Here is a 26106-nt window from a genome sequence, read left to right as displayed (position 1 = left end):
CCGTCGATGGACTGCTCCGAGATCCGCCGCCGTACGGCCCCCGAGCCGTACGGGGTCGTTATGCTTCGGCGTCCGGCCGGTCGTCGCTGTGGACCGGCTCCGGCAGGGTCCCGGCGTTGTGCTCGAGCAGCCGCCAGCCCTTGCGCCCTTCCTGCAGCACGGACCAGGAGCAGTTGCCCAGCCCACCGAGCGCCGGCCACAGCTCCTCGGGCAGCCTGAGCAGCTCGCAGATGCCGAGCCGGAGCGCGGCGCCGTGCGAGGCCACGACCAGCAGCCCGTCGTCGTCGAGCCGGCCTGCCCACCGGCGCATGGCCGCCCCCACGCGTGCGGCGACGTCCGTGACCGGCTCGCCGTCCGGGGCCTCCCAGGCGGCGTACTCCACGGGCCAGCGGGCGGCGATCTCCTCACGCGTCAGCCCTTCCCACTGGCCGCCGCCGCGTTCGCGGAAGTCCTTGTCGACCGCCACGTCGAGCCCGACGACACGCCCGAGCGCCAGCGCGGTGTCGTTGGCCCGTTGCAGGTCTGAGGAGACGATGAGCGTGGGCCGCAGCGAGGCCAGCAGCGACGCGGCCCTGGCGGCCTGCGCGACACCGGTCTCATCGAGCGGGATGTCGGAGTGTCCTTGGAACCGCTGCTCAACGTTCCACAACGTCTGCCCATGTCGCAGGCATACAATGCGCTTGCTCATGCAGCTTCCTCGCCAAAGGGCGCGAAATCGGCATGAGCGTGGCTCCTGCGTCTGATGGTTGCTTCGCTCCGGTCACTCACGCGCGCGCCCGCTGGAGGTTGGCCTGCATGACGCTCTCCGGCAGCGAGATGGCCGGGCAGTCCTTCCACAGGCGCTCGAGCGCGTAGAACGTGCGGTCCTCTTCGTGCTGGACGTGCACGACGATGTCGATGTAGTCGAGCAGCACCCAGCGGCCCTCGCGCTCGCCCTCGCGGCGCACGGGCTTGGCGTCGGCCTCGGTGCGCAGCCGATCCTCGATCTCGTCGACGATGGCGCGGACCTGGCGGTCGTTGGTGGCGGAGCAGAGCAGGAAGGCGTCGGTGATGACGAGCTGTTCGCTCACGTCGTAGGCGAGGATGTCATCGGCCAGCTTGTCGGCCGCCGCCTCCGCGGCGATGCGCACGAGCTGGACGGATCTGTCAGATGCGGTCACGATGCGGGTCTGTCCTCCTGTGTCGGCAGCATGCCCTTATGTTGAGGGTACCCTTCCGGCCCGAAACCCCTCACGTACCGGCACAGATCCGTTCACCCGTGGCCGTGATACAGCCCCCGCTTGTTGATGTATTGGACGATTCCGTCCGGCACCAGGTACCAAATCGGCTCCCCCTTGGCCACGCGCTGCCGGCACTCCGACGAGGAGATGGCCAGGGCGGGAATCTCCAGCAAGGTGACCTTTCCCGCAGGCAGCCCGGGATCGTGCAGGGTGTGCCCCGGACGCGTGCAGCCGACGAAGTGGGCCAGCTCGAACAGCTCGTCGGCGTTCTGCCAGCCGAGAATGGCCTCGAGCGCGTCGGCGCCGGTGATGAAGTAGAGCTCGACCTGCGGGCCATAGATTTCGGCAATATCGCGCAAAGTGTCGATGGTGTACGTCGGTCCCGGCCGGTCCACATCCACCCTGCTCACAGAGAACCGGGGATTCGACGCGGTCGCGATCACCGTCATCAGATAGCGGTCCTCGGCGGCGGACACCTCGCGCTCCGACTTCTGGTACGGGCGACCGGTCGGCACGAAAACGACCTCGTCCAAGTCGAAGTGGTGAGCGACCTCGCTGGCCGCGACAAGGTGCCCGTGATGGATGGGATCGAACGTCCCGCCCATCACTCCTACTCGCCTAATCCCCTGCACACCAGGCGCATTCATCATGAAACGGACCTTACGCGGACACCTTCCGACAACATGATGGCACCCCCCTTGACGATGGCCGCGCACCACTTCCGTTGCGGACGTAGCATGCCGGGCATGACGACCACCCCGGACCGCAACCGCGTCCAACTGCCCGGCATCTCGTCTCGAGCCTACGAACACCCCGCAGACCGGTCCGCGCTGGTCGCTCTGCGTAAGTTGAGTGGGTTCGACACGGTTCTCAAGCAGATGTCCGGCCTCGTGAGCGAGCGCCGCCTGCGCCTGATGTATCTGGCCTCGGCCGTGCGCGTGAGCGAAACACAGTTCCGTTCGGTCTACGACATGGGCCGCGACGCCGCGTACATCCTGGATCTGCACCGGATCCCCGAGGTCTACGTCCAGCAGGACCCGCAGGTCCAGGCCAAGGCCATCGGCTTCGACGACCCGTTCATCGTCGTGACCACCGGTCTGCTCAACCTCATGAACGAGGAGGAGCAGCGCTTCGTCATCGGCCACGAGACCTCGCACATCCTGTCGGGGCACGCGGTCTACCGGACGATGCTCGACATCCTCACCATGCTCGCCGCCCGCGTCGCGTGGATCCCGCTCGGCTACATCGGCCTGCGGGCGATCGTCGCGGGTCTGGAGGAGTGGTACCGCAAGTCGGAGCTGTCCTCCGACCGCGGCGGCCTGCTCGTCGGCCAGGACCCCGAAGCGGGTAAGAGGGCGCTGATGAAGCTCGCCGGCGGCGACTACACCCACGAGATGAACATCGAGGCCTTCCTGGAGCAATACCAGGAGTACGACACCGCGGGCGACCTTCGCGACGGCTTCCTCAAGGTGCTCAACCTGCTCGGCACCACCCACCCGTTCGCGGTGGTGCGCGTGGCCGAGCTGGACAAGTGGCAGCGCAGCGGCGAGTACGACCGCATCATCGGCGGCGACTACCCGCGCCGCGAGGATGACCCCAACGCACGAGTGACCGACGAGATCAAGGCGGCGGCCGAGTCCTACCGCGCATCCTGGTCACAGTCGCAGGACCCGTTCATCGGCGTACTGCGCGACGTGGCCGAGGGCGCCGTCAACGCGGGCGAGCGCATCTTCAACCGCTTCTCGCGCCGCGACGGCGGCCAGGGCTAGCCCGATCGCCGTACGCGGCCGATCCCGCTTGATCGGCCGCGTTCGGCCCGCCGCCCGATCGCCGGGCGGCGGGCCGAACCAGCACACACATCGGCTAACGGCGCAGGTCGCAGAACCAGCACACGCATCGGCTAACGGCGCAGGTCAGAGCAGCAGGGCGAGCGCCCGCACGGCGGCCGCGCACAGGGCGACGAACCCGCCGAGCACGGCCAGCGCGCGCAGCCCCTCTCTGCGGAGATCAGGCAGCCGGCCACCGATCCGCTCGATCTCGCGCCCGGTGATGCCGCCGCACAGCATCCCGAACACCACGCCAGCCACCGTCACGGGAGCGGGCTGCTGCCACCAGTCGGTGTCGATCTGACCGCCTCCGGTCACCCAGAGCGCCCCGCCCGACGCCACCGCGACGGGCACGCCCGGCCACACCACGGCGGTCGCCGCCGCCCCGGCCAGGGCCAGCGGGAACAGCAGCACGCGCAGCGCGACCCGCGTACGCGGCGAGCTGCGGTTTCTGATCAGCCAGTGGCTCATCCACAACGTCCTGGTCAGCACCACGAACACGGTCGTGATCGCGATGGAGGCGATCGGCCAGATCACTGAGGTCACCACGCACGGCACGGCCAGCACCGCGAGCAGCAGCAGGGCGCCGTTGCCCGCGGGCAGCGTGGTGTGGGACTCCGTCGTGCGTTTGCTATGCGGCTTGGCCCTGCTCCGGACGGCCGCCGCGGCGCTCTGGCGCGGCGTGGTCATCTTGGCGCGCGGCCCCGTGTTCTTCCCGTCGGCGCTCCCCCGGCTCCGCGGTGCGGGCACCTTCCCGTCCGCGCTCGTCCGGGCGCGCGCCACGGTCCCGTCCATCCGGCTTCGCGCCACGGCCCCCTCCGCCGCCGTGCCCGTCCTGGGCGAGCGCTGGCGGGCCGCGGCTTCGTCCGCGCCCGTGCGGCCGCGTACGGCTGCCCCGTCCTGGCCGGCGCGGCCGCGTGCCGCCGCTCCCTTGCCGTCCGTGCCGCTACGGCCGGCGTCGGCGGCCGGGCGACGGCGCGGCGCGGGCACCTTCCCGTCCGCGCCCGTGTTGTTGGGCCTGCCGCGGGCGGACTTGGCGGCCGCCTCGTCGGTGGTGCGGCCGCGCGCCGGCGTCGACCTGCCTGCTTCCTCGACCGCCTCGGGGGCCGTGGGCGGCTCGGGCTCCGTGGCGCCGGTGGCCTTGGCCAGCCGGGAGAGCCGGTCGGCCAGCAGCGCCGCCGTGGGCCGCTTGCCCGGCTCCCGGTTGAGTGCGGCCCGTACCAGCGGCAACAATGCGACGGGCACGCCCTTGAGGTCGGCCTGCCCGTTCAGCACCGCGTACATTTGCGCCTCAGCCGTGCCCCGCCCGAACGTCGGCCGCCCCGTGGCCGCGAACGCCACCGTCGCCGCCCACGCGTGCACGTCGGCCGGCGAGTCGACGTTCTCGTCGGCGAAGATCTCCGGAGCCGTGTAGCCGGGCGTGCCGAGGAACGTGCCCGTCATGGTCAGCCGGGTCGCGTCGAGCACCTGCGCGATCCCGAAGTCGATCAGCACCGGCCCTTCGGTGCCCATGATGATGTTGCCCGGCTTGAGGTCGCGGTGCACGACCCCGGCCGCGTGGATGATCGCGAGCGCCGCGGCGATGCCCTGCGCCATGTCAACGAGGTCGGAGACGTCGAGGGGTCCGCTCTGGCGCACCCGCTCCAGCAGCGTGGCGCCCTCGATGTGCTCCATGACCAAGTACGGTCGCGCGCAGTTGAGATCGGCGTCCAGCACCTTGGCCACGTAAGGGCTCTCGACCCTGCGCAGCGCGCGGACCTCGCGCTCGAGCCTGATGCGCGAGGTCTCGTCCTCTGCCAGATCGTGCAGGACCTTGAGCGCGACGCGCTCGCCCCGGCGGATGGTCGCGAGGTAGACCTCGCCCATCCCGCCCCGGCCGAGCCGCTCGACCAGGGTATACGGCCCGACCTTGCCGAGCTTGCTCACCGTCCCTCCCCGCCGGGCGCGCCCATAAGGGACACAACCCTAGCGCCGGGATACGAGTTGCCGCTCGAGGCACGCCGATGGTTTATCGACGTGTGTGGTCGGAGAGCATGGCGTCGAGCCCGGCCGTGGGCTCCTCCGACAGCCGCCTGCGGCCTTTCCTGCGCCAGTTGACGTGGCCGCGGCTCTCCAGCCAGAGCATGAGCCGGTCGGCGCCGAACAACACCGCGGCCGAGAAGACGAGGGCGACGACAATGTCCATGTCTCCCAGTCAAGCCGCGGCGAGGGGCGCCGGTCAGGCCGACACGCCGGTCAGCGCGTTCATGGCCTCACTCCGTTCGGCGCTCCCTCCGCCATCACCGTGCCTTCTGACGTGCGCATATGCCCATCACCGGTGTAGACCCACTTGGTGGAGGTCAGCTCGGGCAGCCCCATCGGGCCGCGCGCGTGCAGCTTCTGCGTGGAAATGCCGATCTCGGCCCCGAATCCGAACTCGCCCCCGTCGGTGAACCTGGTCGAGGCGTTGACCGCCACGGCCGCCGAGTCCACCAGCGCCACGAACCTGCGGGCGGCCTGCTGCGAGCGGGTGACGATGGCGTCGGTGTGCCCGGAGCCGTAGCGCCTGATGTGCGCCACCGCCTCCTCCAGCGAGCCGACGACGGCGGCGGCGATGTCGAGCGAGAGGTATTCGGTGGAGAAGTCGTCCTCGGTGACGGGCACGACGCCGGAGCCGTGGCGGGCGATCCGCTCGTCGCCGTGCACGGTCACGCCTGCCTCGGCGAGCGCCTCAAGCGCCTTGGGCACGAACGTGTCCGCGACGCCCTCGTGCACCAGGAACGTCTCGGCCGCGTTGCACACCGACGGCCGCTGCGCCTTGGCGTTGACCAGGATCTGCACGGCCAGGTCCACGTCGGCCTCGGCGTCGACGTAGACGTGGCAGTTGCCGACGCCGGTCTCGATCACCGGCACCGTCGATTCCTCGACCACCGAGTTGATCAGTGACGCGCCACCGCGCGGGATCAGCACGTCGACCAGGCCGCGAGCCCGCATCAGCTCCTTGACGGAGTCCCGGGTCTGCCCGGGCACGAGCTGGACGGCCCCAGCAGGCACCTCGGTGCCCTCCAGCGCGTCCTGCATGACGCGGACCAGCGCCGTGTTGGAGGAGTAGGCGCTGGAGGAGCCCCTGAGCAGGACCGCGTTGCCGCTCTTGAGGCAGAGCGCGGCGGCGTCGACCGTGACGTTGGGACGGCCCTCGTAGATGATGCCGATGACGCCCAGCGGCACCCTGAGCTGGCGCAACTCCAGCCCGTTGGGCAGCGTGGAGCCGCGGACGACCTCGCCGACCGGGTCGGGCAGGTCGGCCACCTCGCGCACAGCGTCGGCGATCTTGGCGATCCGGGCCTCGTCGAGCCGCAACCGGTCGACCATCGCCTCGGACGTGCCCTGCGCCCTGGCCTGCTCGACGTCCTTGGCGTTGGCCTCGACGATCTCGGCCGCGTGCGCGACCAGGGCGTCGGCCACGGCACGCAGCGCCCGGTCCTTCGGCGCCCGCGGCAACGGGGCCAGCTCGGCGGCGGCCTCTCGTGCCGCCTGGGCTACCCTCAGGAACTCTGTGCTCATGGCTACGCTCCGCTGTCCAGGGCCTCTATGGGTTAGTTGTGGGCTTCCAGTATGACGATGTCGTCGCGGTGGATGAGCTCGCGTTCGTATTCCGGTCCGAGGGCGCTCGCCAGCTCTCTCGTGGAGCGCCCGAGCAGCCCGGGAATCTCGGCGGCGTCGAAGTTGACCAGGCCGCGGGCCACCACGAGCCCCTGAGGCCCGCACAGGTCCACCGGATCGCCCGCGGCGAAGTCGCCTTCCACGGACGTCACCCCGGCAGGCAGCAGCGACTTGCGGCGCGTCACGATGGCCTCGACCGCGCCCTGGTCGAGGTGGAGCAGGCCGCGCCCGGTGGCGGCGTGCGCGAGCCAGAGCAGGCGCGTGCCAGGGTGGCGACCCCCGGGGTGGAAGTAGGTGCCGACGTCGGCCCCGCTCAGCGCCTGGGCCGCGTGAGCGGCCGCGGTGAGCACCACAGGGACACCGGCCCCGGTCGCGATCCTGGCGGCCTGCACCTTGGTCACCATGCCGCCGGTGCCGACGCTCGCTCCGTTTTTGCCCAGCTCGACGCCGGCCAGGTCCTCAGGGCCGCGGATCTCGGCCAGCCGGCGCGCCGGAGCTCGGCCGCCTCGGCTGGGCGGGCCGTCGTAGAGCGCGTCCACGTCCGACAGCAGCACCAGCGCATCCGCCCTGATCAGGTGCGACACCAGCGCCGCCAGCCGATCGTTGTCGCCGAAGCGGATCTCATCGGTGGCCACGGTGTCGTTTTCATTGACGATGGGCACGATGCCCAGCTCCAGCAGCCGGGTCAGGGTGCGCTGGGCGTTGACGTGGTGCGCGCGCCGCATCATGTCGTCGGCGGTCAGCAGGACCTGGCCGACACGCAGGCCGTACCGGGCGAAGGAGGAGGTGTAGCGGGCCACCAGCACGCCCTGGCCGACCGAGGCGGCCGCCTGCTGGGTGGCGAGGTCACGCGGTCGCGCGCTCAGCCCGAGCGGGCCGAGGCCCGCCGCGATCGCCCCGGAGGAGACCAGGACGAGCTGCGTCCCGGCGCGGCGCCTCGCCGCCAGCACGTCCACCAAGGCGTCCACACGATCGACGTCGATCGTTCCCTGGGGGGTGGTGAGCGAGGAGGAGCCGACCTTGACAACGACCTTCGACGCCGAGCTGATCTGTTCCCGCACGTCTCGAAGCCTATCTGAGCCACAGTTCCGAACATTACTACATTGACTGAATTACTTCATTGGATGTAGTCATTGACTCATGAGCGAACGGACCTATGTCGTCACGGGCGCCGCCTCGGGCATCGGCGCGGCCACTGCCGACCATTTGGCGGCCACCGGAGCGCGAGTGATCCGCTGTGACGTGCGCGACGCCGAAGTGATCGCCGATCTGACCGTCGCGGAGGGGCGCGAGAGGCTCACCTCGCAGGTCAGGGCCGCGTCGGGCGGAAGGATCGACGGCGTGGTCGCCGTCGCGGGTGTCGGCCTGCCGTCCCCGCTCACCGTACGGCTCAACTTCTTCGGCACCCTCGCCACCTTGGAGGGCCTGCGCCCGCTCCTGACCGAGTCCGACCGGCCCCGCGCGGTCGCGGTGTCCTCGCTGAGCGCGATCGTGGCCGCGGACGAGAGCATCGTCGAAGCCTGCCTGGCTCTGGACGAGGAGGCCGCGGCTACCGCCGCCACCGCGGTCGTGGAGGCAGGGCAGGGCCGCATCGTTTACCCGTCCAGCAAGCGCGCACTCAACCAGTGGCTCCGGAGCGCCGCCGTCGGCCCTGACTGGGCGGGGGCGGGCATCCCGCTGAACGCGGTGGCGCCGGGTGTGGTGGACACGGAGACGGCCCGCAGGACGCTCCTGGCCGATCCGGCTACGACCGAGCTCGTGGCCGCCGCGATGCCTCAGCCCTTGGGCTTCCCCGGTCCGGTCTCGGCCGTCGCGTCCCTGCTGGCGTGGACGGTGAGCGCGGACAACTCCTTCATGACCGGCCAGATCTTGTACGCCGACGGCGGCGCCGAGGCCGCCCTCCGCTCGTAAACCGCCCCCACCCCCGCACCCATCTGACGACGCCATAGGGCGCCCTCTCGGCACCGTTCCACGTGCCCGGCTGCTCCCCGCACCCCGCGGGGCCACCCACGGCGCCCGCAGCCGCTCGGCACCCGATGGAAACCCAGGCGGCCCGGCCGGAGCTGGCTGTGCAGGGCCGTAGCCCTCCCAGGTCAGCCGGAGCGGCGGGAGCCAACTGTGGAGGCCCGCAGCCCTCCCAGGTCCTACCCGAGCCGGTTGTCGGAGCCGCGCGGCCCTTGGCGGACCGACTCGGCGTGCAGCGTGGGCTGCCAGTCGAAGACGTACCCGCCCTCCATCGGCCCGATGACCACTTCGGCCCCCGCGGTGGCGCCGGCCTTGGCGAGCTGCTCCTCGACCCCGAGCCGCTCCAGCCGGTCGGCGAGGTATCCGACCGCCTCGTCGTTGGTGAAGTCCGTCTGCCTGATCCACCGTTCCGGCTTCTCGCCGGTGATCTGGAACAGGTTCTCGTTGACCCGGCGCACCCGGAACCCGGCGTCGCCGAGCTGCTTGGGCCGGATCACGAGCCGTGTAGGCTCCTCGATCGGCTTGTTGGCCCGGGCGGCCGCGACCCACTCGCCCATCGCGTACGTGAGCTCCCGCAACCCGTCATGGGTGGCCGCCGAGATCGTGAACACCTGCAGCCCCCGCGCCTCGAACTCGGGCGTGACCAGCTCAGCCAGCTCCCGAGCGTCCGGCACGTCGGCCTTGTTGAGCACGACGATCCGCGGCCGGTCCTCGAGCTTGCCATACGCCCGCAGCTCCGCCTCGATCACCTCGTAATCCGTGATCGGATCGCGCCCAGGCTCCATGGTGGCGCAGTCGATGACGTGGACGAGCATGTCGCACCGCTCGACGTGCCGCAGGAACTCGTGCCCGAGCCCCTTCCCCTGCGACGCCCCGGGGATCAGCCCGGGCACGTCCGCCACGGTGAACACGGTGTCCCCGGCCGTCACCACCCCGAGGTTCGGGATCAACGTGGTGAACGGATAGTCGGCGATCTTCGGCTTGGCCGCGCTCAGGGCGGCGATCAGCGACGACTTGCCGGCGCTCGGGAACCCGACCAGCGCCACGTCCGCGACGCTCTTCAGCTCCAGCATGACGTCGAGCCCGTCGCCCGGCTCCCCGAGCAGCGCGAACCCGGGCGCCTTCCGCTTCGTGCTGGCCAGGGCGGCGTTACCCAGCCCGCCGTGCCCGCCCTGGGCGATCACATACCGGGTGCCGGCTCCCACGAGGTCCACCAGCACCTCGCCCGTGTCGGCGTTCTTGACGACGGTGCCGTTGGGGACGGGCAGGACCACGTCCTCCCCGTTGGCGCCGTCCCGGTTGGAGCCCTGCCCCTGCTTGCCGTTGTCGGCCTTGCGATGGGGCCGCCGGTGGTAGTCGAGCAGGGTTGCGGTGTTGGGATCGACCTCGAGGATCACATCGCCGCCGCGTCCGCCGTTGCCCCCGTCGGGGCCGCCGAGCGGTTTGAACTTCTCCCGGTGGATGGAGGCACACCCGTTCCCCCCGTCACCGGCCTTGATATGCAGGACCACCTGGTCCACAAAGTCCGGCATGCCGTTCTCCTCCATCGCCCCACCAGGGGCCTCTCATAGTTCCCACACAACGCAAAAGGGGTGGATCGAAACCGCTCGATCCACCCCAGAAGATCCCCAGGTCGGGAGGAGGAAAAGCTACTCCGCGACGGGAACGATGCTCACGGCCCTGCGGCCGCGCTTGACGCCGAACTGCACGTGACCAGCGGCCAGCGCGAACAGCGTGTCATCGCCACCACGGCCGACGTTGTCACCGGGGTGGAAGTGGGTGCCACGCTGGCGGACGATGATCTCGCCCGCGTTGACCAGCTGGCCACCGAAACGCTTGACGCCCAGGCGCTGCGCGTTGGAGTCACGGCCGTTCCGGGTGGACGACGCGCCCTTCTTGTGTGCCATCTCTCAAACTCCCGATCAGGCCTGGTCGATACCGGTGATCTTCACCTGGGTGTACCGCTGGCGGTGACCCTGGCGCTTCTTGTAACCGGTCTTGTTCTTGTACTTGAGAATGCGGATCTTCGGGCCCTTGGTCTCACCGAGGATCTCGGCGCTGACCGTGAACTTGCCCGCCTCGGTCGTCACGTCGCCATCGTTGACGACGAGCACCGTCGGCAGCGAAACCGAAGAGCCGACCTCGCCGGCGACCTTGTCCACCTCGAGGACGTCACCGACGGAGACCTTCTGCTGCCTGCCGCCGCAACGAACGATCGCGTACACCGCGGAACCCTTCTACTGACTCGCTGTTGTCACGGCCATCCCACAACGGGGACGGCCGCCGAATGCTGCGCCTTGTCATTCGGTCCTGTCTGGAACCGACGATCCGAGTAGGCGCGCCAACAGGGCACGTCACCTGACGCACCGATTCACCAGGGTACCGGATTAACGGTCCCCCGGCGAACCGGACGGGTCGTCGGACGTCCGCCGAGGGCTACTCGGCGGACTTGGCTCGGCGGGAGCGTCGCCGCCCCCTGCCAGAAGTCTGACCGGCTTGGTCGTCCTCTGCCGGGACGTCTTCAAGCGCACCGGTCACCGTATCACGGCCTGCGGACTCCTTGGCCGCGGAAACCTTGTCGGAGACCGCCTTCTCCACGGCCATCTTCCCCTGCGTGCCGCGCGGCTCCGGCTTGGACTCCACCGGCTCCGTGGAGACCAGCAGGCCACGCCCGTTGCAGCACTCACACGGCGTCGAGAAGGCCTCCAGGAGCCCCTGACCGACCCGCTTACGCGTCATCTGGACCAGACCCAGGGAGGTCACCTCGGCCACCTGGTGCTTGGTCCTGTCGCGCGCCAGGCACTCCAGGAGCCGCCGCAGCACGAGGTCCCGGTTCGACTCCAGCACCATGTCGATGAAGTCGATCACGATGATGCCGCCGATGTCGCGCAGCCGGAGCTGGCGCACGATCTCCTCGGCCGCCTCCAGGTTGTTCCTGGTGACGGTCTCCTCGAGGTTTCCGCCCTGTCCGGTGAACTTGCCGGTGTTGACGTCGACGACGGTCATCGCCTCGGTACGGTCGATCACCAGCGAGCCGCCGCTCGGCAGCCACACCTTGCGGTCCATTGCCTTGCCGAGCTGCTCGTCGATCCGGTACGACTCGAAGACGTCGCCGTCGCCCTGCTCGCCGTCCCACCTCGACAGCCGCTCGCCCAGGTGCGGCGCGACGTACTTGACGTAGTCGTCGACCGTGTCCCAGGCCTCCTCGCCCTGCACGACCAGCGAGGTGAAGTCCTCGTTGAAGACGTCCCGTACGACCCTGATGGTCAGGTCGGGCTCGGCGGACAGCAGCTCGGGCGGGCTCGCCGACTTGGCCTTCTTCTGGATGTTCTCCCACTGGGCGGACAGCCGGGCCACGTCGCGGGCCAGCTCGTCCTCGGAGGCGCCCTCGGCCGCGGTGCGTACGATCACGCCGGCGTTCTCGGGCATGACCTTCTTCAGGATGCTCTTGAGCCGCGTGCGCTCCTTGTCGGGCAGCTTGCGGCTGATGCCGGTCATCGAGCCGTCGGGCACGTAAACCAGGTAGCGCCCGGGCAGGCTGATCTGCGAGGTGAGCCGCGCGCCCTTGTGCCCGATCGGGTCCTTGGTGACCTGCACGAGCACCGACTGACCCGACTTCAGCGCCGACTCGATCCGCTTGGGCTGGCCTTCCATTCCGGCGGTGTCGAAGTTGACCTCACCGGCGTACAGGACAGCGTTCCTGCCCTTGCCGATGTCCACGAACGCCGCCTCCATCGACGGCAGCACGTTCTGCACCTTGCCGAGGTAGACGTTGCCCACGTAGGACTGGCTGGCCTCGCGGTTGACGTAGTGCTCGACGAGCACGCCGTCCTCCAGCACCGCGATCTGCGTGCGGTCGCCCTGCCTGCGCACCACCATCATGCGGTCGACGGACTCGCGGCGGGCCAGGAACTCCGACTCCGTGATGATCGGCGGGCGCCGGCGGCCGAGCTCGCGGCCCTCGCGGCGCCGCTGCTTCTTGGCCTCCAGCCTGGTGGAGCCGCGCACGCTCTGCACGCCGTCGGTGGCGGTGTCGAGCGAGGCCGCACGGCCGGATCGCGGCGCGCGGATGCGCACCACTGTGTTCGGCGGGTCGTCGCTGGCCGGCTCAGGGGTCTCGTCGGAGCCGCGGCGGCGACGGCGACGACGGCGACGCGACGTGGAGCCCTCCTCGTCCTGGGCCTCCTCGCCCTGCTCCTCGTCGGTCTCCTCCTCGGACTCCTCGCTGTCCTCGGCTTCATCGCGCTCGCGGGCCTTGCCACGGCCGCGACCGCCACGGCGGCGGCGACGGCGACGGCCACCGGCCTCTTCCTCCTGCTCATCGGAGGTGTCGACGTCGGCCTCTTCCTCGCTCACGGCCTCCTCGGCCACGTCCTCCGCCTCTGCGGGGCGAGCTTCGGCGGCAGCGGGCTGCGGCTCGGGCCGCCGGACCACGGCGGGCTTGGCCTGGCTGGGGTCGGGCGCCTGGAACAGCGGCGCGAAAATGGCCGCCGGCCGCTGAAACGCGGTGCCGCCCGCCTCGTCCTGGGTGCGGACCGCGAACCCGAACGGGTCGGCGAGCAGACTCGGCCGCTCGAGCTCCTCGTCGAGGTCCTCGCCTGCGGGCTCATCGTCGAGCGGCTCGTCCTCGGGCAGGATCTCGATGATGTCCTCTTCGCCCTCGACGTCACCGCCGGAAACCACCGCCTGGGCACCGGAAGCGTCCGCCTCGGCGGCCTTCGGGCGCGAAACCGCCGCGCCTTCGGCCTCCGCTGCTTCGGCACCGACCCCGGCGTCACCGCCGGCTGCCGCTCGCGCCGCAGCGCCACGCCCGGCGCGCGTCCTGGTGCGGCCGGCCCTCGGTGCGGCGGCCTCCACGTCACCGGCACCAGCCGTCTCCCCGGCAACCGCCTCGTCGACGGCAGCGGGAGCCTCGGTCTCCTCCGGCTCGGCCTTCTTGCGCGTGGTCCTGCGCCGCTTCACGGGCGCCGCCTCGGCCTCGGCGGACACAGCACCCTCCTGGAGCGCTTGTGCCTCTTCCGGCTGGTCCTCGGCGGCCTTCTTCGTGGTGCGCCGCCGCGGAGTCGTCGCGGTGGACCGGGTCCTCGTAGCCCTCTTGGGCTTGTCTTCAGCTTCGGCGACGGCCTCGGCGAAGATGCCCTCGGCCGGGCTCTCGACTGCTCTCTCTAGTGGGGCCTCGCCGGCCGTGGCGGCAGCAGCCGCCGCGAGAACGTCAGGATCAGGCTCGCCGGCAGCGCGCTGCACGACGGTGCGTTGCACCGGCGCGCCCTCCGCGACCGACGGCGCGGCCTGCGCGGCGGGAAGGGTGACCGGAACGGAAGCCGGCTCCTCGGGCAGCTCGGGCGGCGGACCGGCCGGGCGGCTGGCGGAGCGGCGACGCGCGGTCACCTTGGTCTGTTCAGTTGTTTCCCCGTCAGGGCCAGTGGCCCCGGCGTTGGGCTCGTTGTCGAGCATGCGGGCGCTCTCCCGTCAGCTCCCGGGCGCGTCGCCGCGCCGCGCAGGAGCCCTCGTGTCTCAGTTGTCCGCCAGCGCCTCCATGTCGGAGGCACCGGCGCCAAGTCCTGTCAGCGGTCGTGCCCGGCTCATGCTGGGCGCGTCCTTAACCGACGGCGTGCTCACCCGCCGGTCCCGCCTCGCCGCCGCGCGTTGTGTCGCGGTCCAGGTCGAGCGGATCGGCAAGCGCACCGGTGCTGACGTCGAGCGGCCCCTGCGCCAGCCTGGTCACCTCTGGGGGAACCGGCGGCGCGAAGTCGGCCACAAGGCGCAGCCCTGTGAGCACATCGTCGGGTCGAACGGCAGGCGTCATGTGCCGAACAACCATGCGCAGTATGACACACGGTCCTCCAAGCACCTGAGCTGCGATTCTGTCTGTTCTGTCTGTTCCCTCGGACACCGTCAGCCCCAGGACGGCCTCGCGCGCGTCGAAGCGACGGGGGCCCTTCTTGGTGAGGCGCTCGACCTCCACGGTGCCCGCCGCGAGGAACTTCTCCGCCGCCACCTCGGCGAGCTCGCGGTCGGCACCAGGCAGCCGCACCTCCCAGTCGGAGACCTCCAAGCGGTCGGCCAGTCCACCCTGACCCGCCTCCACGACGTCGATCACATCGAGCCCCGGCGGCAACGACCGGTCCAAACCGGACCTGACCTGCTCGGGGTCGCAGTGCGTGGTGACACCGATCTCGAGGTATTCGGCTTCGCTGGCGACACCGGTCGGCGCCGCGCCCGCGTAGGAGATCTTCGGGTGGGGCGAGAATCCCGCGCTGTAAGCCACCGGAATGCCGGCACGGCGAACCGCCCTCTCGACGGCACGCGAAATGTCGCGGTGGCTGGTGAAGCGCAGGCGGCCGCGCTTGGCGTAACGCACGCGAAGGCGCTGCACCGTGGGCGCGGGCGGAGGCCCTTCGGGAACAGGTTTCAGAGCTTGTCGTCCTTCCCTTGTCAGAGTTCCTTCTTTTCAGGTCCCTTCGTCTCAGGATAAGCCGCCCCAGCGTATGTATGTGTACGCCGAGGCACGGCTCGCCCACTGAGCGCGCTAGACCACCGTCAGAGGAAGGAGTTTTCGCCCCGTGGGACCGATTTGAATTTCCGTGCCCATGGTCGGGCAGACGCCGCAGTCATAGCAGGGAGTCCAGCGGCAGTCCTCGACCTCGCCGCCGGAGACGGCCTCCTGCCAGTCCTGCCACAACCATTCGCGGTCGAGCCCGGCGTCGAGGTGGTCCCATGGCAGGACCTCGTTTTCCTCCCGCTCACGCGTGGTGTACCAGTCCACGTCGATGCCGGCCTTCTCGGCGGCCGCCATCCAGCGCTCGTAGGAGAAGTGCTCGCTCCAGCCGTCGAACCTGCCGCCGCCCTCCCAGACGGCGCGGATCACGGCGCCGACCCGGCGGTCGCCACGCGACAGCAGGCCCTCCACGATCGAGGGTTTGCCGTCGTGGTAGCGGTAGCCGATGGCCCGGCCGTATGCCTTGTCGCTCCGGAGCGCGTCACGCAGCGCCCTGAGCCGCCGGTCGACGGTCTCGTGGTCGGCCTGCCCGGCCCACTGGAACGGGGTGTGCGGCTTGGGCACGAAGCCGCCGATGGAGACCGTGCAGCGGATGTCCCGGCTGCCGGTGGCCTCGCGGCCCGCCTTGATGACCTTCTTGGCCAGATCGGCGATGCCCAGCACGTCCTCGTCCTGCTCAGTGGGCAGGCCGCACATGAAGTAGAGCTTGACCTGCCGCCACCCCTGCGAATATGCCGTGGTGACGGTGCGGATGAGGTCTTCCTCGGTGACCATCTTGTTGATCACCTTGCGCATCCGCTCCGAGCCGCCCTCCGGCGCGAACGTCAGGCCCGAGCGCCTGCCGTTCCTGGAGAACTCATTGGCCAGGTCGATGTTGAACGCGTCCACCCGCGTCGAGGGCAACGACAGCGAGGTGTTGGTGCCCTCGTAGCGGTCGGCCAGGCCCTTGGCGACATCGCCGATCTCGGAGTGGTCGGCCGACGACAGCGACAGCAGCCCGACCTCGTTGAAGCCGGACTCCTTGATGCCGTTTTCGACCATCGCCCCGATCGTGGTGATCGACCGCTCGCGCACCGGGCGCGTGATCATGCCTGCTTGGCAGAACCGGCACCCGCGGGTGCAGCCGCGGAAGATCTCCACGCTGAACCGCTCATGCACCGTCTCCGCCAGCGGGACCAGCGGCTTCTTCGGATAGGGCCACTCGTCCAGGTCCATCACGGTGTGCTTGTGCACCCGCCACGGCACGTCGGGCCGGTTGGGCGCGACACGCTTGATGCGCCCGTCCGGGTGGTAGTCGACGTCGTAGAACTTGGGCACGTAGACGCCGCCGGACTCGGCGAGCCGCATCAGCAGCTCGTCCCGCCCGCCGGGCCGGCCCTCGGACTTCCACTCGCGGATGACCTCGGAGATGGCGATCGCAATCTGCTCGCCGTCGCCGAGCACGGCCGCGTCGAGGAAGTCGGCGATCGGCTCGGGGTTGAAGGCCGCGTGGCCGCCCGCGAGCACGATCGGGTCGTCCTCGCCCCGGTCGACCGCATGCAGCGGAATGCCGGCCAGGTCGAGGGCGGTCAGCATGTTGGTGTAGCCGAGCTCGGTGGAGAACGACACCCCCAGCACGTCGAAGGCACGCACCGGCCGGTGCGCGTCGACGGTGAACTGCGGCACGCCCTCGGCCCGCATGAGCGCCTCGAGGTCCGGCCACACCGCGTAGGTGCGCTCGGCCAGAGTCCCGGGCAGCTCGTTGAGAATCTCGTAGAGGATCGCCACGCCCTGGTTGGGCAGCCCGACCTCGTAGGCGTCCGGGTACATCAACGCCCACCGCACGTCGGCGGAGTCCCAGTCCTTGACGGTCGAGTTGAGCTCACCTCCCACATACTGGATCGGCTTCTGCACCTTGGGCAGCAGCGCTTCCAGGCGGTGGAAAATCGACTCGACAGGCATACGGTCCAGGGTAGCGGCGGTCAGACGGTGGCAGGTCCGGTGATGTCGATGTCATTTCCGCTGAGCACCAGGACGTGGTGCCCTTCGTAGCAGGTCAGCTCCACGGCGATCACGCCGCTTTCCAGGTTGTGCAGGGCGACCACGTGGTTCGCGGGCAGCAGAAAGCGCTCCCCGCACTCATCGCAATAGGCCAAGAACATACATCTAATTAAACGACTGGCCGCGCATCTTGATGGCTTGGAGAAGCCCAATCGCGATGAGATTCGCGAATGTCGCGGTCCCGCCATATGACACGAACGGCAGCGGCAGCCCGGTGATCGGCATGATCCCGATCGTCATCCCGACATTGATGAACGTCTGGAAGGCGAACCAGCACACGATCGTCCCTGCGACCAGCGTCCCGAACCGGTCCTCACACTTCCTGGCGATCTTCAGCCCGCGCACCAGCACCACGCCGAGCAACAACACGACGGTGACCGACCCGAGGAAGCCGAACTCCTCTCCCGCCACCGTGAAGATGAAGTCGGTGTGCTGCTCGGGCACGAACCTGCCGGTCGTCTGCCCGCCGCCGAGCAGCCCCTTGCCCAGCAACTGCCCGGATCCGATGGCGATCAGCGACTGAGTGCTGTTGTAGCCCACTCCGCGTGGATCGACGCTCGGATCCACGAACGCGGTGAACCGCGCCACCTGGTAAGGCTCCAGCATCTCGAATTTGAACACCGCGAAAATCCCGGCTGCGGCCACCAGCGTCATCGCGATGATCACTCGCTTGCGCACGCCCCCGATGATCAGCCCAGCCGCCGTGATCACGGCCAGGACCATGGCCGTGCCGAGATCGGGCTGGAGCATCACCATTCCCATCGTGATCACCGCGGCCACGAGCGCCAGCGTGACGTCGAGCCCGCGGGGCCGATCGGTGCCCTCGGCCGGCTGCGCCAGCAGCATCGCGATGATCAGCAGCAGCCCCACTTTGGCGAACTCCGACGGCTGCACCGCGAAACCCCCGCCCAGCAGGATCCACGAATGCGACCCGTTGATCGTCGCCCCCAGTGGCGTGAGCACCAGCCCCAAGCCCACCAAGGACACCAGGAACACCAGCGGCGCGTACGCCCGCATCGCCCGGTGATCGATCGTGGCCACCACCGCGCACAGCACCACTCCGATGACCTCGTTGAGCAGGTGCTTCTTCACCAGTCCCGTGGCTCCGGGCGCCCAGGTCCTGGTGGAGGACCACACCAGCAGCGTGCCGATCACGCACAACCCGGCCACCGCGACCAGCATCAGCCCGTCGAGCCGGCGTATGGTCGAATTCTCGTGCGCCATCCGCCGCAGGAGCGAGGGCCGCCGGATGACAGCGGTGCGCGCGATCATCCCGGGACCACCGTCCCGTCCGGCCTGAACGTCGGCAGCTTGGTGGTCAGCTTCCCGCCGGGCACGGCCGCGGGACGCTTGATGCCGTAAATGCCCTCGTAGATCTCCCGCACGGCCGGCGCCGCGGTCTGCGAGCCCATCCCGCCCTGGGAGACCATGACGACCACCACGTACTGAGGGTTCTTCGTGGGCGCGAAGGAGGCGAACCAGGAGGTGTCCTTCTTGCCCCACACCTCCGCGGTGCCGGTCTTGCCACCGATGCGGACCTTGTTCATCGGGAACCCGGCGAACGCCCCCGCCGCGGTGCCGTCCTGGGCGACCTGGCTCAGCGCGTTCTTGATGTAGAGCCGCTCTTTCTCGCTGAGCGGCAGCTTGCCCACCACGGGCACAGGGAAGGTCCTGACCACCTTGCCGTCGGGCCGCACCTGCGCCCATCCGATGCGCGGGCTGCGCAGCTTCCCGTCACTCACCAGCGCCATGTACGCCCTGGCCAGCTGCATCGGCGTGACCAGCACGTCGCCCTGGCCGATGGAGAAGTTGGCCGAGTCGCCCGGCCGCAGCAGGAATCCCTCGGTGCAGTTTTCCAGCGCCAGCCGCTTGAGGAACTCGGCCCGCGCCCGGTCCTTCACCTCCGGATATCCCTTGCGCGACCGCTCACAGTTGACCGCGCTGGTCCTGTTCCACAGATCCCGCTTCCAGGCGCGGTCGGGAATGCGGCCGGCCGACTCGCCGGGCAGGTCCACGCCGGTCGGGCTGCCGAACCCGAACGACCTGGCCATGTTGGAGAACACCTCTTTCGGCTTCTTCTTCGGCTGCCGCCCGCCGTCCTTGAGGTATTGCTCGTACGCCGCCCGGTAGAAGATCGTGTCGCAGGACTTGACCAGCGCCGTGTGCAGGTCGAGGGTGCCCAGCCCGATGCCGCGGAAGTTGTTGAAGGCCCGGCCGCCCACCGTGTAGGAGCCCGGGCAGCCGTATTTGCCATTGAGCGGATAGCCGGCCCGCAACATCGCCGAAACAGAGGAGATCTTGAACGTGGAGCCCGGCGCGAACTGGCCGTTGATGGCCCGCGACACCAGCGGCTTACCGGACTTGTCCGACAGCAGCCATTGGTATCCGCGGGCCGAGATCCCGCCACCCCAGATCGCCGGGTCGTAGCCGGGCGCGCTGGCCACCGCCACCACCCGCCCCGAGCGCGCGTCCAGCACCACCCCGGCCCCGCCGTCGGCCGCGGGCGCAGACTTCATCGCCTTGTTCAGTGCCCTCTCGGTGATGGTCTGGATCCGTGAGTCGATGCTGGTGACCAAGTGGTCGCCGGGGATGGGCGGCACCTGCTCCTCCAGCCCGAGGGCCTTGCCCATCCGGTCCACCTGCACCCTGCGCAGGCCCGACTTGCCGCGTAGCGCGTCGTCGTAGACGTATTCGAGCCCGTCGCGCCCGGCCAGGTCCACACCGGAGAAGCTGGCCTTGAGCCCTTCGCGTTGCTCCAGCTCCTGCTCGGTCACCGGTTGCAGGTAACCCAGCATCTGCGCGCCGGCCCTGCCGCCGGGATATTGCCGCACGGAGTGGATCTCCGCCGTCACACCGGGAAACTCCTCCTGCCGCTCCAGGATCTGCAGCGCTTTGCGTGGGTCGACCTTCTCATCCAGCGGAACCGGCTGGTATGGCGATCCCGTCCAGCATGGCTTGCCCACTCCCGGCCCGCACGGCGTGATCCGCTGCTGCAGGTCCGCGACCGGCATGCCGAGCACCGCGGACAACTTGCGCAGCACCGTCATCCCTCCGTCGGGCATCCGCGACAGCATGGCCCGGTCCACGGACACGACGAGCGCGGTCTTGTTGCGCACCAGCGGCCGTCCCGACGAGTCGAGGATCTGCCCGCGCACGGCCGGCACGATGACCGTCCGCGTCCTGGTCTCCGTCGCCCGCGTCACGAACTCGTTTCCGCGCACGACCTGCACCTGCCACAGGCGCACAGTCAGCACGACGAGCAGCACCAGCACCAGCACGTGCAGCACCAGCAGCCGGGCCCGCATCCTGATCATGTCGAGTACCTCGACCATCTGCCCCGCGTCGTCAGCCAGATCACGATCGGCGAAACGAGCAGCGTGTAGACGACGGTGACCGGCACCTGCTCGATCAGCGTGGACATGGTCACCCGGGGATCGGAGATGAGCATGCCCACGGCCGCGGCCAGCAACGGCGCCAGCAGCACGCACAGCACCACGGTCGTCACCGGCCCGCCCGCACCGCGCCCGGCGATGTAGCCGGCGAGCGCCAGCACGAACGCGTATTGGCCCACCAGGTGCGCGGTCGGCGGCATGACGTCGACCAGCAGCCCGGCGAAGAAGCCGAGCATCGCCCCGGACGAAGCCCCCCGTGCCAGCGCCGCGCCGACGACGGCCAGCAACACCAGGTCAGGCGCGCCCCCCGCCGGCAGTGGCAGCCGATTGACCAGCATGACCTGAGCCAGCAACGCCAGCAGCACGGAGATCCCGCCGATCACAGCGCCCCCTTCCGACCGGCCCTTCCACTCACCGCGCCCCCTCTCGGCCGACACCGCTCGACCGCCACACCCGCGGCCCGCCGGCACCTCCGGACGCCTTCAGTCACACCAGCCACATGCCGCCACGCGATCAGCGCTCCCGACCCGATCATCGGGACCCCTCCTTGGCGGGCACCGCGTCACGCTTGGCGGGCAGCACCGCGTCACGCGGATCCCGCTTGGGCGCCTCCACCACCACACCCACCACGTCGAGTGCCGTCAGATCCGCATACGGCCGGGCGTACGCGATGCGGGTCAGCTCCCCAGGGGTCGACTCCACCCGCTCGATCACCCCGATCGGCACCCCCGGAACGTACGGTCGGCCGTTTTGGGAGCCGAAGCTGACGATGCGCGCGCCCCTGGTCAGCGGCGCTGTGGAGTCGAGGAGGCGGAACTGGACGAGCCTGCCGTGCTCCCCCACCCCGTGCACCACCCCGATCTCCCTCCCGCCCTCCAGCCGCGCTCCCGCGGCCGAGGCCGGATCGCTGAGCAGCACCACCGTCGACGTGCGGGCGGATGCGTGGATCACCCGTCCGACCAGCCCATCACCATTGAGCACGGTCATCTCAGGCTGCACGCCGTCACTGGTGCCGGCGTCGATCTGGACGGTGTCCTCGAACCCCGGCTGCCCGCGCCTGGCGACCACGTTGGCCGCGACGACCTTGTATCCACCCGTCCCCGACAGCCCGAGCACCTTCTTGAGCTCGTTGGAGCGGGCGCCGTCGAGCTTGTCCGTCAGCAGCTCCGTGCGCAGCTTCGCATTCTCCTCCTTGAGCACCTCGATGCGTTCCTGGGCGCTCGGCGCCGTCAGGATGGCGCGCACGAACCCGCCGACCGGCCGCACCAGCCCACTGCCGAACTGCTCGGCCGTGCCGAACACCCATGCCCCGGCAGCGCGCAGCGGACGCAGCGGCGAGCTCTCGCCGGTGCGGTGGTCGATGGTCAGGATGACCAAAGCCGCTGTCAGCAGCGCTCCGAGGATCAGCCGGGCCCGGCGCGAGTCTCTCATCAGTGTCGCGACTCCGGCACAAGGACGTCTTGGAGCGCCTCGAACTCCTCGGCGCACTTGCCCGAGCCGATGGCCACCGAGTCGAGTGCGTTGTCGACGAGGTGCACCGGCATGCCCGTCTCGGCCTTGACCCGCTCCTCCAGCCCCTTGAGCAGGGCGCCTCCGCCGGTGAGCGCGATGCCGCGGTCCATGATGTCGCCGGACAACTCGGGCGGGCACTTGTCGAGCGTGCTCTTCACCGCGTCCACGATCGCGTTGACCGGCTCCTCGATGGCCTTCCTGATCTCCTCACCGGACACGATGATCGTCTTAGGCAGCCCGCTGACCAGGTCGCGGCCGCGGATCTCCGCGTGTGCCTCCTCACCGTTGGGGCAGGCCGAGCCGATGGCCATCTTGATCTCCTCGGCGGTGCGCTCGCCGAGCATCAGGGAAAACTCCTTCTTGGCGAACGCGATCACCGCCTGGTCGAGCTCGTCGCCGCCGATCCTGATCGACTGGCTGGTGACCACGCCGCCCATCGAGATGATCGCCACCTCGGTGGTGCCGCCACCGATGTCGACGACCATGTTGCCGGTGGGCTCGTGCACGGGCAGCCCCGCCCCGATGGCGGCGGCCATGGGCTCCTCGACGATGTAGACCTTCCGGGCGCCCGCCTGGTAGCCGGCCTCCTTCACCGCGCGCTGCTCGACGCTGGTGATGCCGCTGGGCACGGCGATGATGATGCGCGGCTTGGCGAAATGCCGACGCCTATGCACCCTTTGGATGAAATATCGCAACATGCGCTCGGTGACGTCGAAGTCGGCGATCACACCGTCCTTGAGCGGGCGGACCGCGATGATGTTGCCGGGCGTGCGACCGATCATCCGCTTGGCCTCGATGCCAACCGCAACGATCTTGCCCGTAGTGGTGTTGATCGCCACGACTGACGGCTCGTTGAGCACGATGCCCCGGCCGCGCACGTAGACCAACGTGTTGGCGGTGCCCAGGTCGACCGCCATGTCACGGCCGAGGAACGCGAGCTTGCTGCCCATGGGGAACGGAGCCCTCCGTAACGTCGTTCGCGAGTGACTACGGAATGAATTCGAATCGTAACGTGACGTACCCGCCGATGGGTGTGATCAGGCCCCGCGCTCCTCAAAAATCTCCAGCCTCAACCTCAACCGCAATTTTGCCCGGATTGCACCACAACATCCGGCCGATAGCTGGAACGTTCCAAAGGCCTGGACGACGCACCGCCGACACTGCGCCACAGCGTACGGCAGCCTGCCGACGGAAACCTCGCCGCCCCGCCCAGCCCAAAAACCACGCGCCCGCGCAGCTGGACAGCTGGCACGGGCGCGGGCGGAGCGCGAAGCGGCTAGAACCGGTCCGGGAAGAAGATCTTGATCTCCCTGGCGGCGGACTCCGGGGAGTCGGAGCCGTGCACGACGTTCTCGCCGATCTCGAGCGCGTGGTCGCCGCGGATCGTGCCGGGCGCCGACTTCACCGGGTCGGTGGCGCCTGCCAGCGCGCGGAAGGCCTCGACGGCGCGCGGGCCCTCGAGCACCATGGCCACGAGCGGGCCCGACGTGATGAACTCGACGAGCTCGCCGAAGAACGGCCGCTCGGCGTGCTCGGCGTAGTGGACCTTGGCGGTGTCGGCGTCGAGGGTGCGCAGGTCCATCGCCACGACCTTGAGGCCCTTGCGCTCCACACGGGCGATCACGTCACCGATGAGGCCACGCTTCACCCCGTCGGGCTTGATCAGGACAAGAGTGCGCTCGGACACTTGAAGTTCTCCTTCGAAGAGATCGGGGTCGCGGCTATCGGCGCCGGCCGCACCGCGAGGACGCGTCACGGGGGCATCGGCCCGCGCGTCGCCGTAGCTGGGCCCTCAGCTTACCGCCCCGCGCCCGTACCCTCGTTTCCCGTGTGGATCTCGGCGCCCTATGGGGATGTGGTGTCTTCAGGCGATTGCCCTGGCAGCGGCACAGCGGGCACCGCTCCCTCAGAACCGGGCGCCTCGTCGCCGTCGCGCCGCGATTCCCCCTTGTCGAAGGCTCCCTGAGACGACGCGGCCGCCACGACCCGCGGCACGATTCCGGTCGGCCCGTCCTCGTCGCCTGCTTGGTCCTCGCTCCCGCCAGGCACGGCCTCGCCGCTGTCGTCATCGCTCTGCGAGGCGTCCCCCCACTTACGCCTGCCGCCCTCGCTGCCTCCGCTGGACGCCTCCGCGACCCCGACGACCGTCCGGGCACCGCCTTCGGCATTCTGTGACGGGCCCGCACCGTCTCCAGCCGGCGCCTCTCCATCATCGCCATGCTCTGGTCCCGTACCCGGGGGTGGCGGATCACCCTCCACCCGGATCAGCGTCTCCGCGCCGGGCCGCCGCACCATCACAGCCGCGAGCACGATGATCGCCACCAGAAGGAAGCCGCCGACCAACGCCCACCACCGCAGCGCCCCGACATAGTTGTCGACCAGCTCCTGAGCCGACCGTACGCCGTCCAGCATGACCATCTGCACACCCGTGCCCAGCAGGAAACCGGCCAGCACGCCGGCGAAGCACAGCGACAAACCGAACGCCGCCGTCCCGTACCCAACCTCCTGCAGCGTGGCCGTCAACGCCACCGCCGCCCCGACGGCGAGCAGCGTGAACGGCACCGCCAAGACGAGACCGTCGGCCGACGGCACCACCAGCCGCACCGAAGACAGCCCCCCGACCATGGACAACAGTCCCAATGGCGCCAGCCACCGTCCAGCGGCGCGCGCGAACAGCCGCACCACGACCGACGCGCCGACCGCCAGCACCCCGGCGACCGCGAAGGGGATCCAGAGCCCACGCAGCCCCGGCCCGCCGAGGCCGCCCATCTCCACCAGCGTGACCTGCGCCGCGCTCGGCACCAGCACGACACCGACCGCCACCATCGAGTACGCCATCGTGCGGCTCTCGCCCGTGCCGATCGAGGCCAACGCCAGCAGCCCGACGATCGCCGTGGCCGCCAGCATGATCACCGGGACGGCCCGCCACCCTTCGGTCGCGGTGCTGATCGCCACGACCGCGATGCCCGCCGCGGGCACGGCGGCCAGCAGCAGCCGGCTGCGCTCCCGTAGGTGGAGGCGAGGCTCGGCGGGACGGCCGAGGAGTGTCCAAGCGAGCAGATAGACGGCTGCCAGGCCCAGCGCCACCCCCGTCACCAGCGGGTACGGCTGCAACGTCACCTTCCAGCTGCTCACCTCGTCGAGCGGCCAGAGCGCGAGCGACTGGGCGGCGAGCAGGCTCAAGCTGAACACTCCCACCCACAAGGCCCGCAGCACCGCCACGCGGCCCCAGACGGCCGCGAGAGTGGCGGGCATGATGACCCCGGCCCCAATGCCGCGCAGCACGCGGACGGCTCCGACGACGAGCTCAGAGGCGGCGTACCCGCCCGCGGCGTCGGAAAGGGCCACCAAGGCCAGGCCGCCGAGCATGAGATGGGCCGCCTTGACTCGCCGCAGCGCCACGGCCGCGAGCGGGACGGTCAGCATGAGCGCGGGCAGGGCGAGCCCGTGCGTACGCATCAAGCCGACCTGATCGATGTCGCCGGGCAGCAGCTTCGCGACGACGGAGAGCGTGTTGGGGATCGTGATGATCGCCAGTGGCAGCGCAGCCACGACGAGCAGCCCGAGCACCGTGTCGAGCAGCCACGGGTGCCTGGGGTCGGCCGGACGGGGCGACCGCTGGATCGGGGGGACGGCCATGTAGGCCGACTTTAGCGGCTAGTGACGCCCTCGACACGGCGAGCGACGATAATCGCCGTGATCCATAGTGCCGTGAATATCGCTCCGAGGAAGAACATCGCTGTCACCAGGAAACCCGTGCAGATCGCCAGCACCTGTACGACGCTGCCGAGGACATAGCCGAAGGGCCTCTTGAGCAGGCCCGCGGCTACCACGCACAACACGGCCAGCCCGATGCCGACACTCACGGCCAGCGCGGGCGCGACCCCGCCCACGGTGATCGCCACGGGCGTGATCAGTCCGGCGACAATGGCCTCCATGCCGAGCACGCTGGCGCCGAGGCGGCGCATCCCGGGCGTGACTTGGAAGTCCTTCATCGCGAACCACCCACT

General features: G+C 69.8%; 24 protein-coding genes. 2 read left to right on the top strand and 22 right to left on the bottom strand.

Annotated features, from left to right (window positions below):
* Nucleotides 1–58: 58 nt before the first annotated feature.
* The 3 genes from OHA25_RS26210 to nadD all read right to left on the bottom strand — a co-directional run bounded on the left by OHA25_RS26210 (nucleotide 59) and on the right by nadD (nucleotide 1870).
* The gene (locus OHA25_RS26210) at nucleotides 59–688 is read right to left on the bottom strand and encodes a histidine phosphatase family protein (protein ID WP_327590129.1); all 630 of its coding nucleotides are present in this window, start codon (nucleotides 686–688) and stop codon (nucleotides 59–61) included.
* 76 nt (nucleotides 689–764) lie between these two features.
* On the bottom strand, nucleotides 765–1160 hold the full coding sequence (gene rsfS, locus OHA25_RS26205; RefSeq protein ID WP_305925448.1) for a ribosome silencing factor: 396 nt from the start codon (nucleotides 1158–1160) through the stop codon (nucleotides 765–767).
* A gap of 92 nt (nucleotides 1161–1252) precedes the next feature.
* A complete protein-coding gene (nadD, locus tag OHA25_RS26200; RefSeq protein ID WP_327590128.1) occupies nucleotides 1253–1870 on the bottom strand; it encodes a nicotinate-nucleotide adenylyltransferase in 618 nt (205 codons plus the stop codon).
* 87 nt (nucleotides 1871–1957) lie between these two features.
* On the opposite strand from nadD, the gene OHA25_RS26195 reads away from it, so the two are divergent.
* Nucleotides 1958–2989, top strand: coding sequence for a M48 family metallopeptidase (locus tag OHA25_RS26195; RefSeq protein ID WP_371826013.1), 1032 nt, complete (start codon nucleotides 1958–1960; stop codon nucleotides 2987–2989).
* A gap of 144 nt (nucleotides 2990–3133) precedes the next feature.
* Here OHA25_RS26195 and OHA25_RS26190 read toward each other — a convergent pair whose 3' ends face one another.
* From OHA25_RS26190 to proB, 4 genes are all read right to left on the bottom strand, one after another.
* On the bottom strand, nucleotides 3134–4972 hold the full coding sequence (locus OHA25_RS26190; RefSeq protein ID WP_327590127.1) for a serine/threonine protein kinase: 1839 nt from the start codon (nucleotides 4970–4972) through the stop codon (nucleotides 3134–3136).
* A gap of 82 nt (nucleotides 4973–5054) precedes the next feature.
* A complete protein-coding gene (locus OHA25_RS26185; protein ID WP_305925444.1) occupies nucleotides 5055–5231 on the bottom strand; it encodes a hypothetical protein in 177 nt (58 codons plus the stop codon).
* Nucleotides 5232–5290: 59 nt separating this feature from the next.
* Nucleotides 5291–6589 carry a glutamate-5-semialdehyde dehydrogenase gene (locus OHA25_RS26180; protein WP_327590126.1) on the bottom strand — a complete coding sequence of 433 codons (1299 nt, stop codon included), beginning with the start codon at nucleotides 6587–6589 and terminating at the stop codon, nucleotides 5291–5293.
* Between the two features lie 32 nt (nucleotides 6590–6621).
* A complete protein-coding gene (gene proB / locus OHA25_RS26175; RefSeq protein WP_327590125.1) occupies nucleotides 6622–7749 on the bottom strand; it encodes a glutamate 5-kinase in 1128 nt (375 codons plus the stop codon).
* A 79-nt stretch (nucleotides 7750–7828) separates the two neighbouring features.
* Here proB and OHA25_RS26170 point away from each other — a divergent pair, with 79 nt between their 5' ends.
* Nucleotides 7829–8599, top strand: a complete 771-nt coding sequence (locus tag OHA25_RS26170; RefSeq protein ID WP_327590124.1) for an SDR family oxidoreductase — start codon at nucleotides 7829–7831, stop codon at nucleotides 8597–8599.
* 233 nt (nucleotides 8600–8832) lie between these two features.
* Here the strand turns inward: OHA25_RS26170 and obgE are convergent, their stop codons facing one another.
* The 15 genes from obgE to OHA25_RS26095 form a co-directional block, all read right to left on the bottom strand.
* On the bottom strand, nucleotides 8833–10185 hold the full coding sequence (gene obgE, locus OHA25_RS26165; protein ID WP_327590123.1) for a GTPase ObgE: 1353 nt from the start codon (nucleotides 10183–10185) through the stop codon (nucleotides 8833–8835).
* 117 nt (nucleotides 10186–10302) lie between these two features.
* A complete protein-coding gene (rpmA, locus tag OHA25_RS26160) occupies nucleotides 10303–10560 on the bottom strand; it encodes a 50S ribosomal protein L27 (RefSeq protein WP_012893687.1) in 258 nt (85 codons plus the stop codon).
* A gap of 15 nt (nucleotides 10561–10575) precedes the next feature.
* On the bottom strand, nucleotides 10576–10878 hold the full coding sequence (gene rplU / locus OHA25_RS26155) for a 50S ribosomal protein L21 (RefSeq protein ID WP_049575732.1): 303 nt from the start codon (nucleotides 10876–10878) through the stop codon (nucleotides 10576–10578).
* Nucleotides 10879–11089: 211 nt separating this feature from the next.
* A complete protein-coding gene (locus tag OHA25_RS26150) occupies nucleotides 11090–14107 on the bottom strand; it encodes an Rne/Rng family ribonuclease (RefSeq protein WP_327590122.1) in 3018 nt (1005 codons plus the stop codon).
* Between the two features lie 145 nt (nucleotides 14108–14252).
* Nucleotides 14253–15014 (bottom strand): TIGR03936 family radical SAM-associated protein, encoded by a 762-nt coding sequence (locus tag OHA25_RS26145; RefSeq protein ID WP_327590121.1) that lies wholly within the window; start codon nucleotides 15012–15014, stop codon nucleotides 14253–14255.
* 168 nt (nucleotides 15015–15182) lie between these two features.
* Complete coding sequence (locus tag OHA25_RS26140; RefSeq protein WP_327590120.1) at nucleotides 15183–17093, bottom strand: TIGR03960 family B12-binding radical SAM protein; 1911 nt, start codon at nucleotides 17091–17093, stop codon at nucleotides 15183–15185.
* Between the two features lie 20 nt (nucleotides 17094–17113).
* Nucleotides 17114–17293, bottom strand: a complete 180-nt coding sequence (locus OHA25_RS26135; protein WP_327590119.1) for a hypothetical protein — start codon at nucleotides 17291–17293, stop codon at nucleotides 17114–17116.
* A 4-nt stretch (nucleotides 17294–17297) separates the two neighbouring features.
* Nucleotides 17298–18464: a rod shape-determining protein RodA gene (gene rodA, locus OHA25_RS26130; RefSeq protein WP_305925435.1), complete on the bottom strand. Its 1167-nt coding sequence runs from the start codon at nucleotides 18462–18464 to the stop codon at nucleotides 17298–17300.
* Nucleotides 18461–20506 carry a penicillin-binding protein 2 gene (gene mrdA, locus OHA25_RS26125; RefSeq protein ID WP_327590118.1) on the bottom strand — a complete coding sequence of 682 codons (2046 nt, stop codon included), beginning with the start codon at nucleotides 20504–20506 and terminating at the stop codon, nucleotides 18461–18463. Before mrdA ends, rodA begins: the two co-directional genes overlap by 4 nt.
* Nucleotides 20503–20967, bottom strand: a complete 465-nt coding sequence (mreD, locus tag OHA25_RS26120; protein WP_305925433.1) for a rod shape-determining protein MreD — start codon at nucleotides 20965–20967, stop codon at nucleotides 20503–20505. Before mreD ends, mrdA begins: the two co-directional genes overlap by 4 nt.
* Nucleotides 20968–21115: 148 nt before the next feature.
* On the bottom strand, nucleotides 21116–22015 hold the full coding sequence (mreC, locus tag OHA25_RS26115; protein WP_327590117.1) for a rod shape-determining protein MreC: 900 nt from the start codon (nucleotides 22013–22015) through the stop codon (nucleotides 21116–21118).
* Complete coding sequence (locus OHA25_RS26110; protein ID WP_305925431.1) at nucleotides 22015–23046, bottom strand: rod shape-determining protein; 1032 nt, start codon at nucleotides 23044–23046, stop codon at nucleotides 22015–22017. Before OHA25_RS26110 ends, mreC begins: the two co-directional genes overlap by 1 nt.
* 326 nt (nucleotides 23047–23372) lie before the next feature.
* On the bottom strand, nucleotides 23373–23783 hold the full coding sequence (ndk, locus tag OHA25_RS26105) for a nucleoside-diphosphate kinase (RefSeq protein ID WP_138669422.1): 411 nt from the start codon (nucleotides 23781–23783) through the stop codon (nucleotides 23373–23375).
* Between the two features lie 158 nt (nucleotides 23784–23941).
* Nucleotides 23942–25735, bottom strand: a complete 1794-nt coding sequence (locus tag OHA25_RS26100) for a hypothetical protein (RefSeq protein ID WP_327590116.1) — start codon at nucleotides 25733–25735, stop codon at nucleotides 23942–23944.
* Between the two features lie 11 nt (nucleotides 25736–25746).
* A complete protein-coding gene (locus OHA25_RS26095) occupies nucleotides 25747–26091 on the bottom strand; it encodes a DUF4233 domain-containing protein (RefSeq protein ID WP_327590115.1) in 345 nt (114 codons plus the stop codon).
* Nucleotides 26092–26106 lie beyond the last annotated feature (15 nt).

It is taken from the genome of Nonomuraea sp. NBC_00507, from assembly GCF_036013525.1.
In the GTDB taxonomy this organism is placed as follows: Bacteria; Actinomycetota; Actinomycetes; order Streptosporangiales; family Streptosporangiaceae; genus Nonomuraea.
The sequence above is the reverse complement of the archived record's forward strand: the minus strand, read 5'-3'. Positions and strand labels throughout refer to the sequence as shown.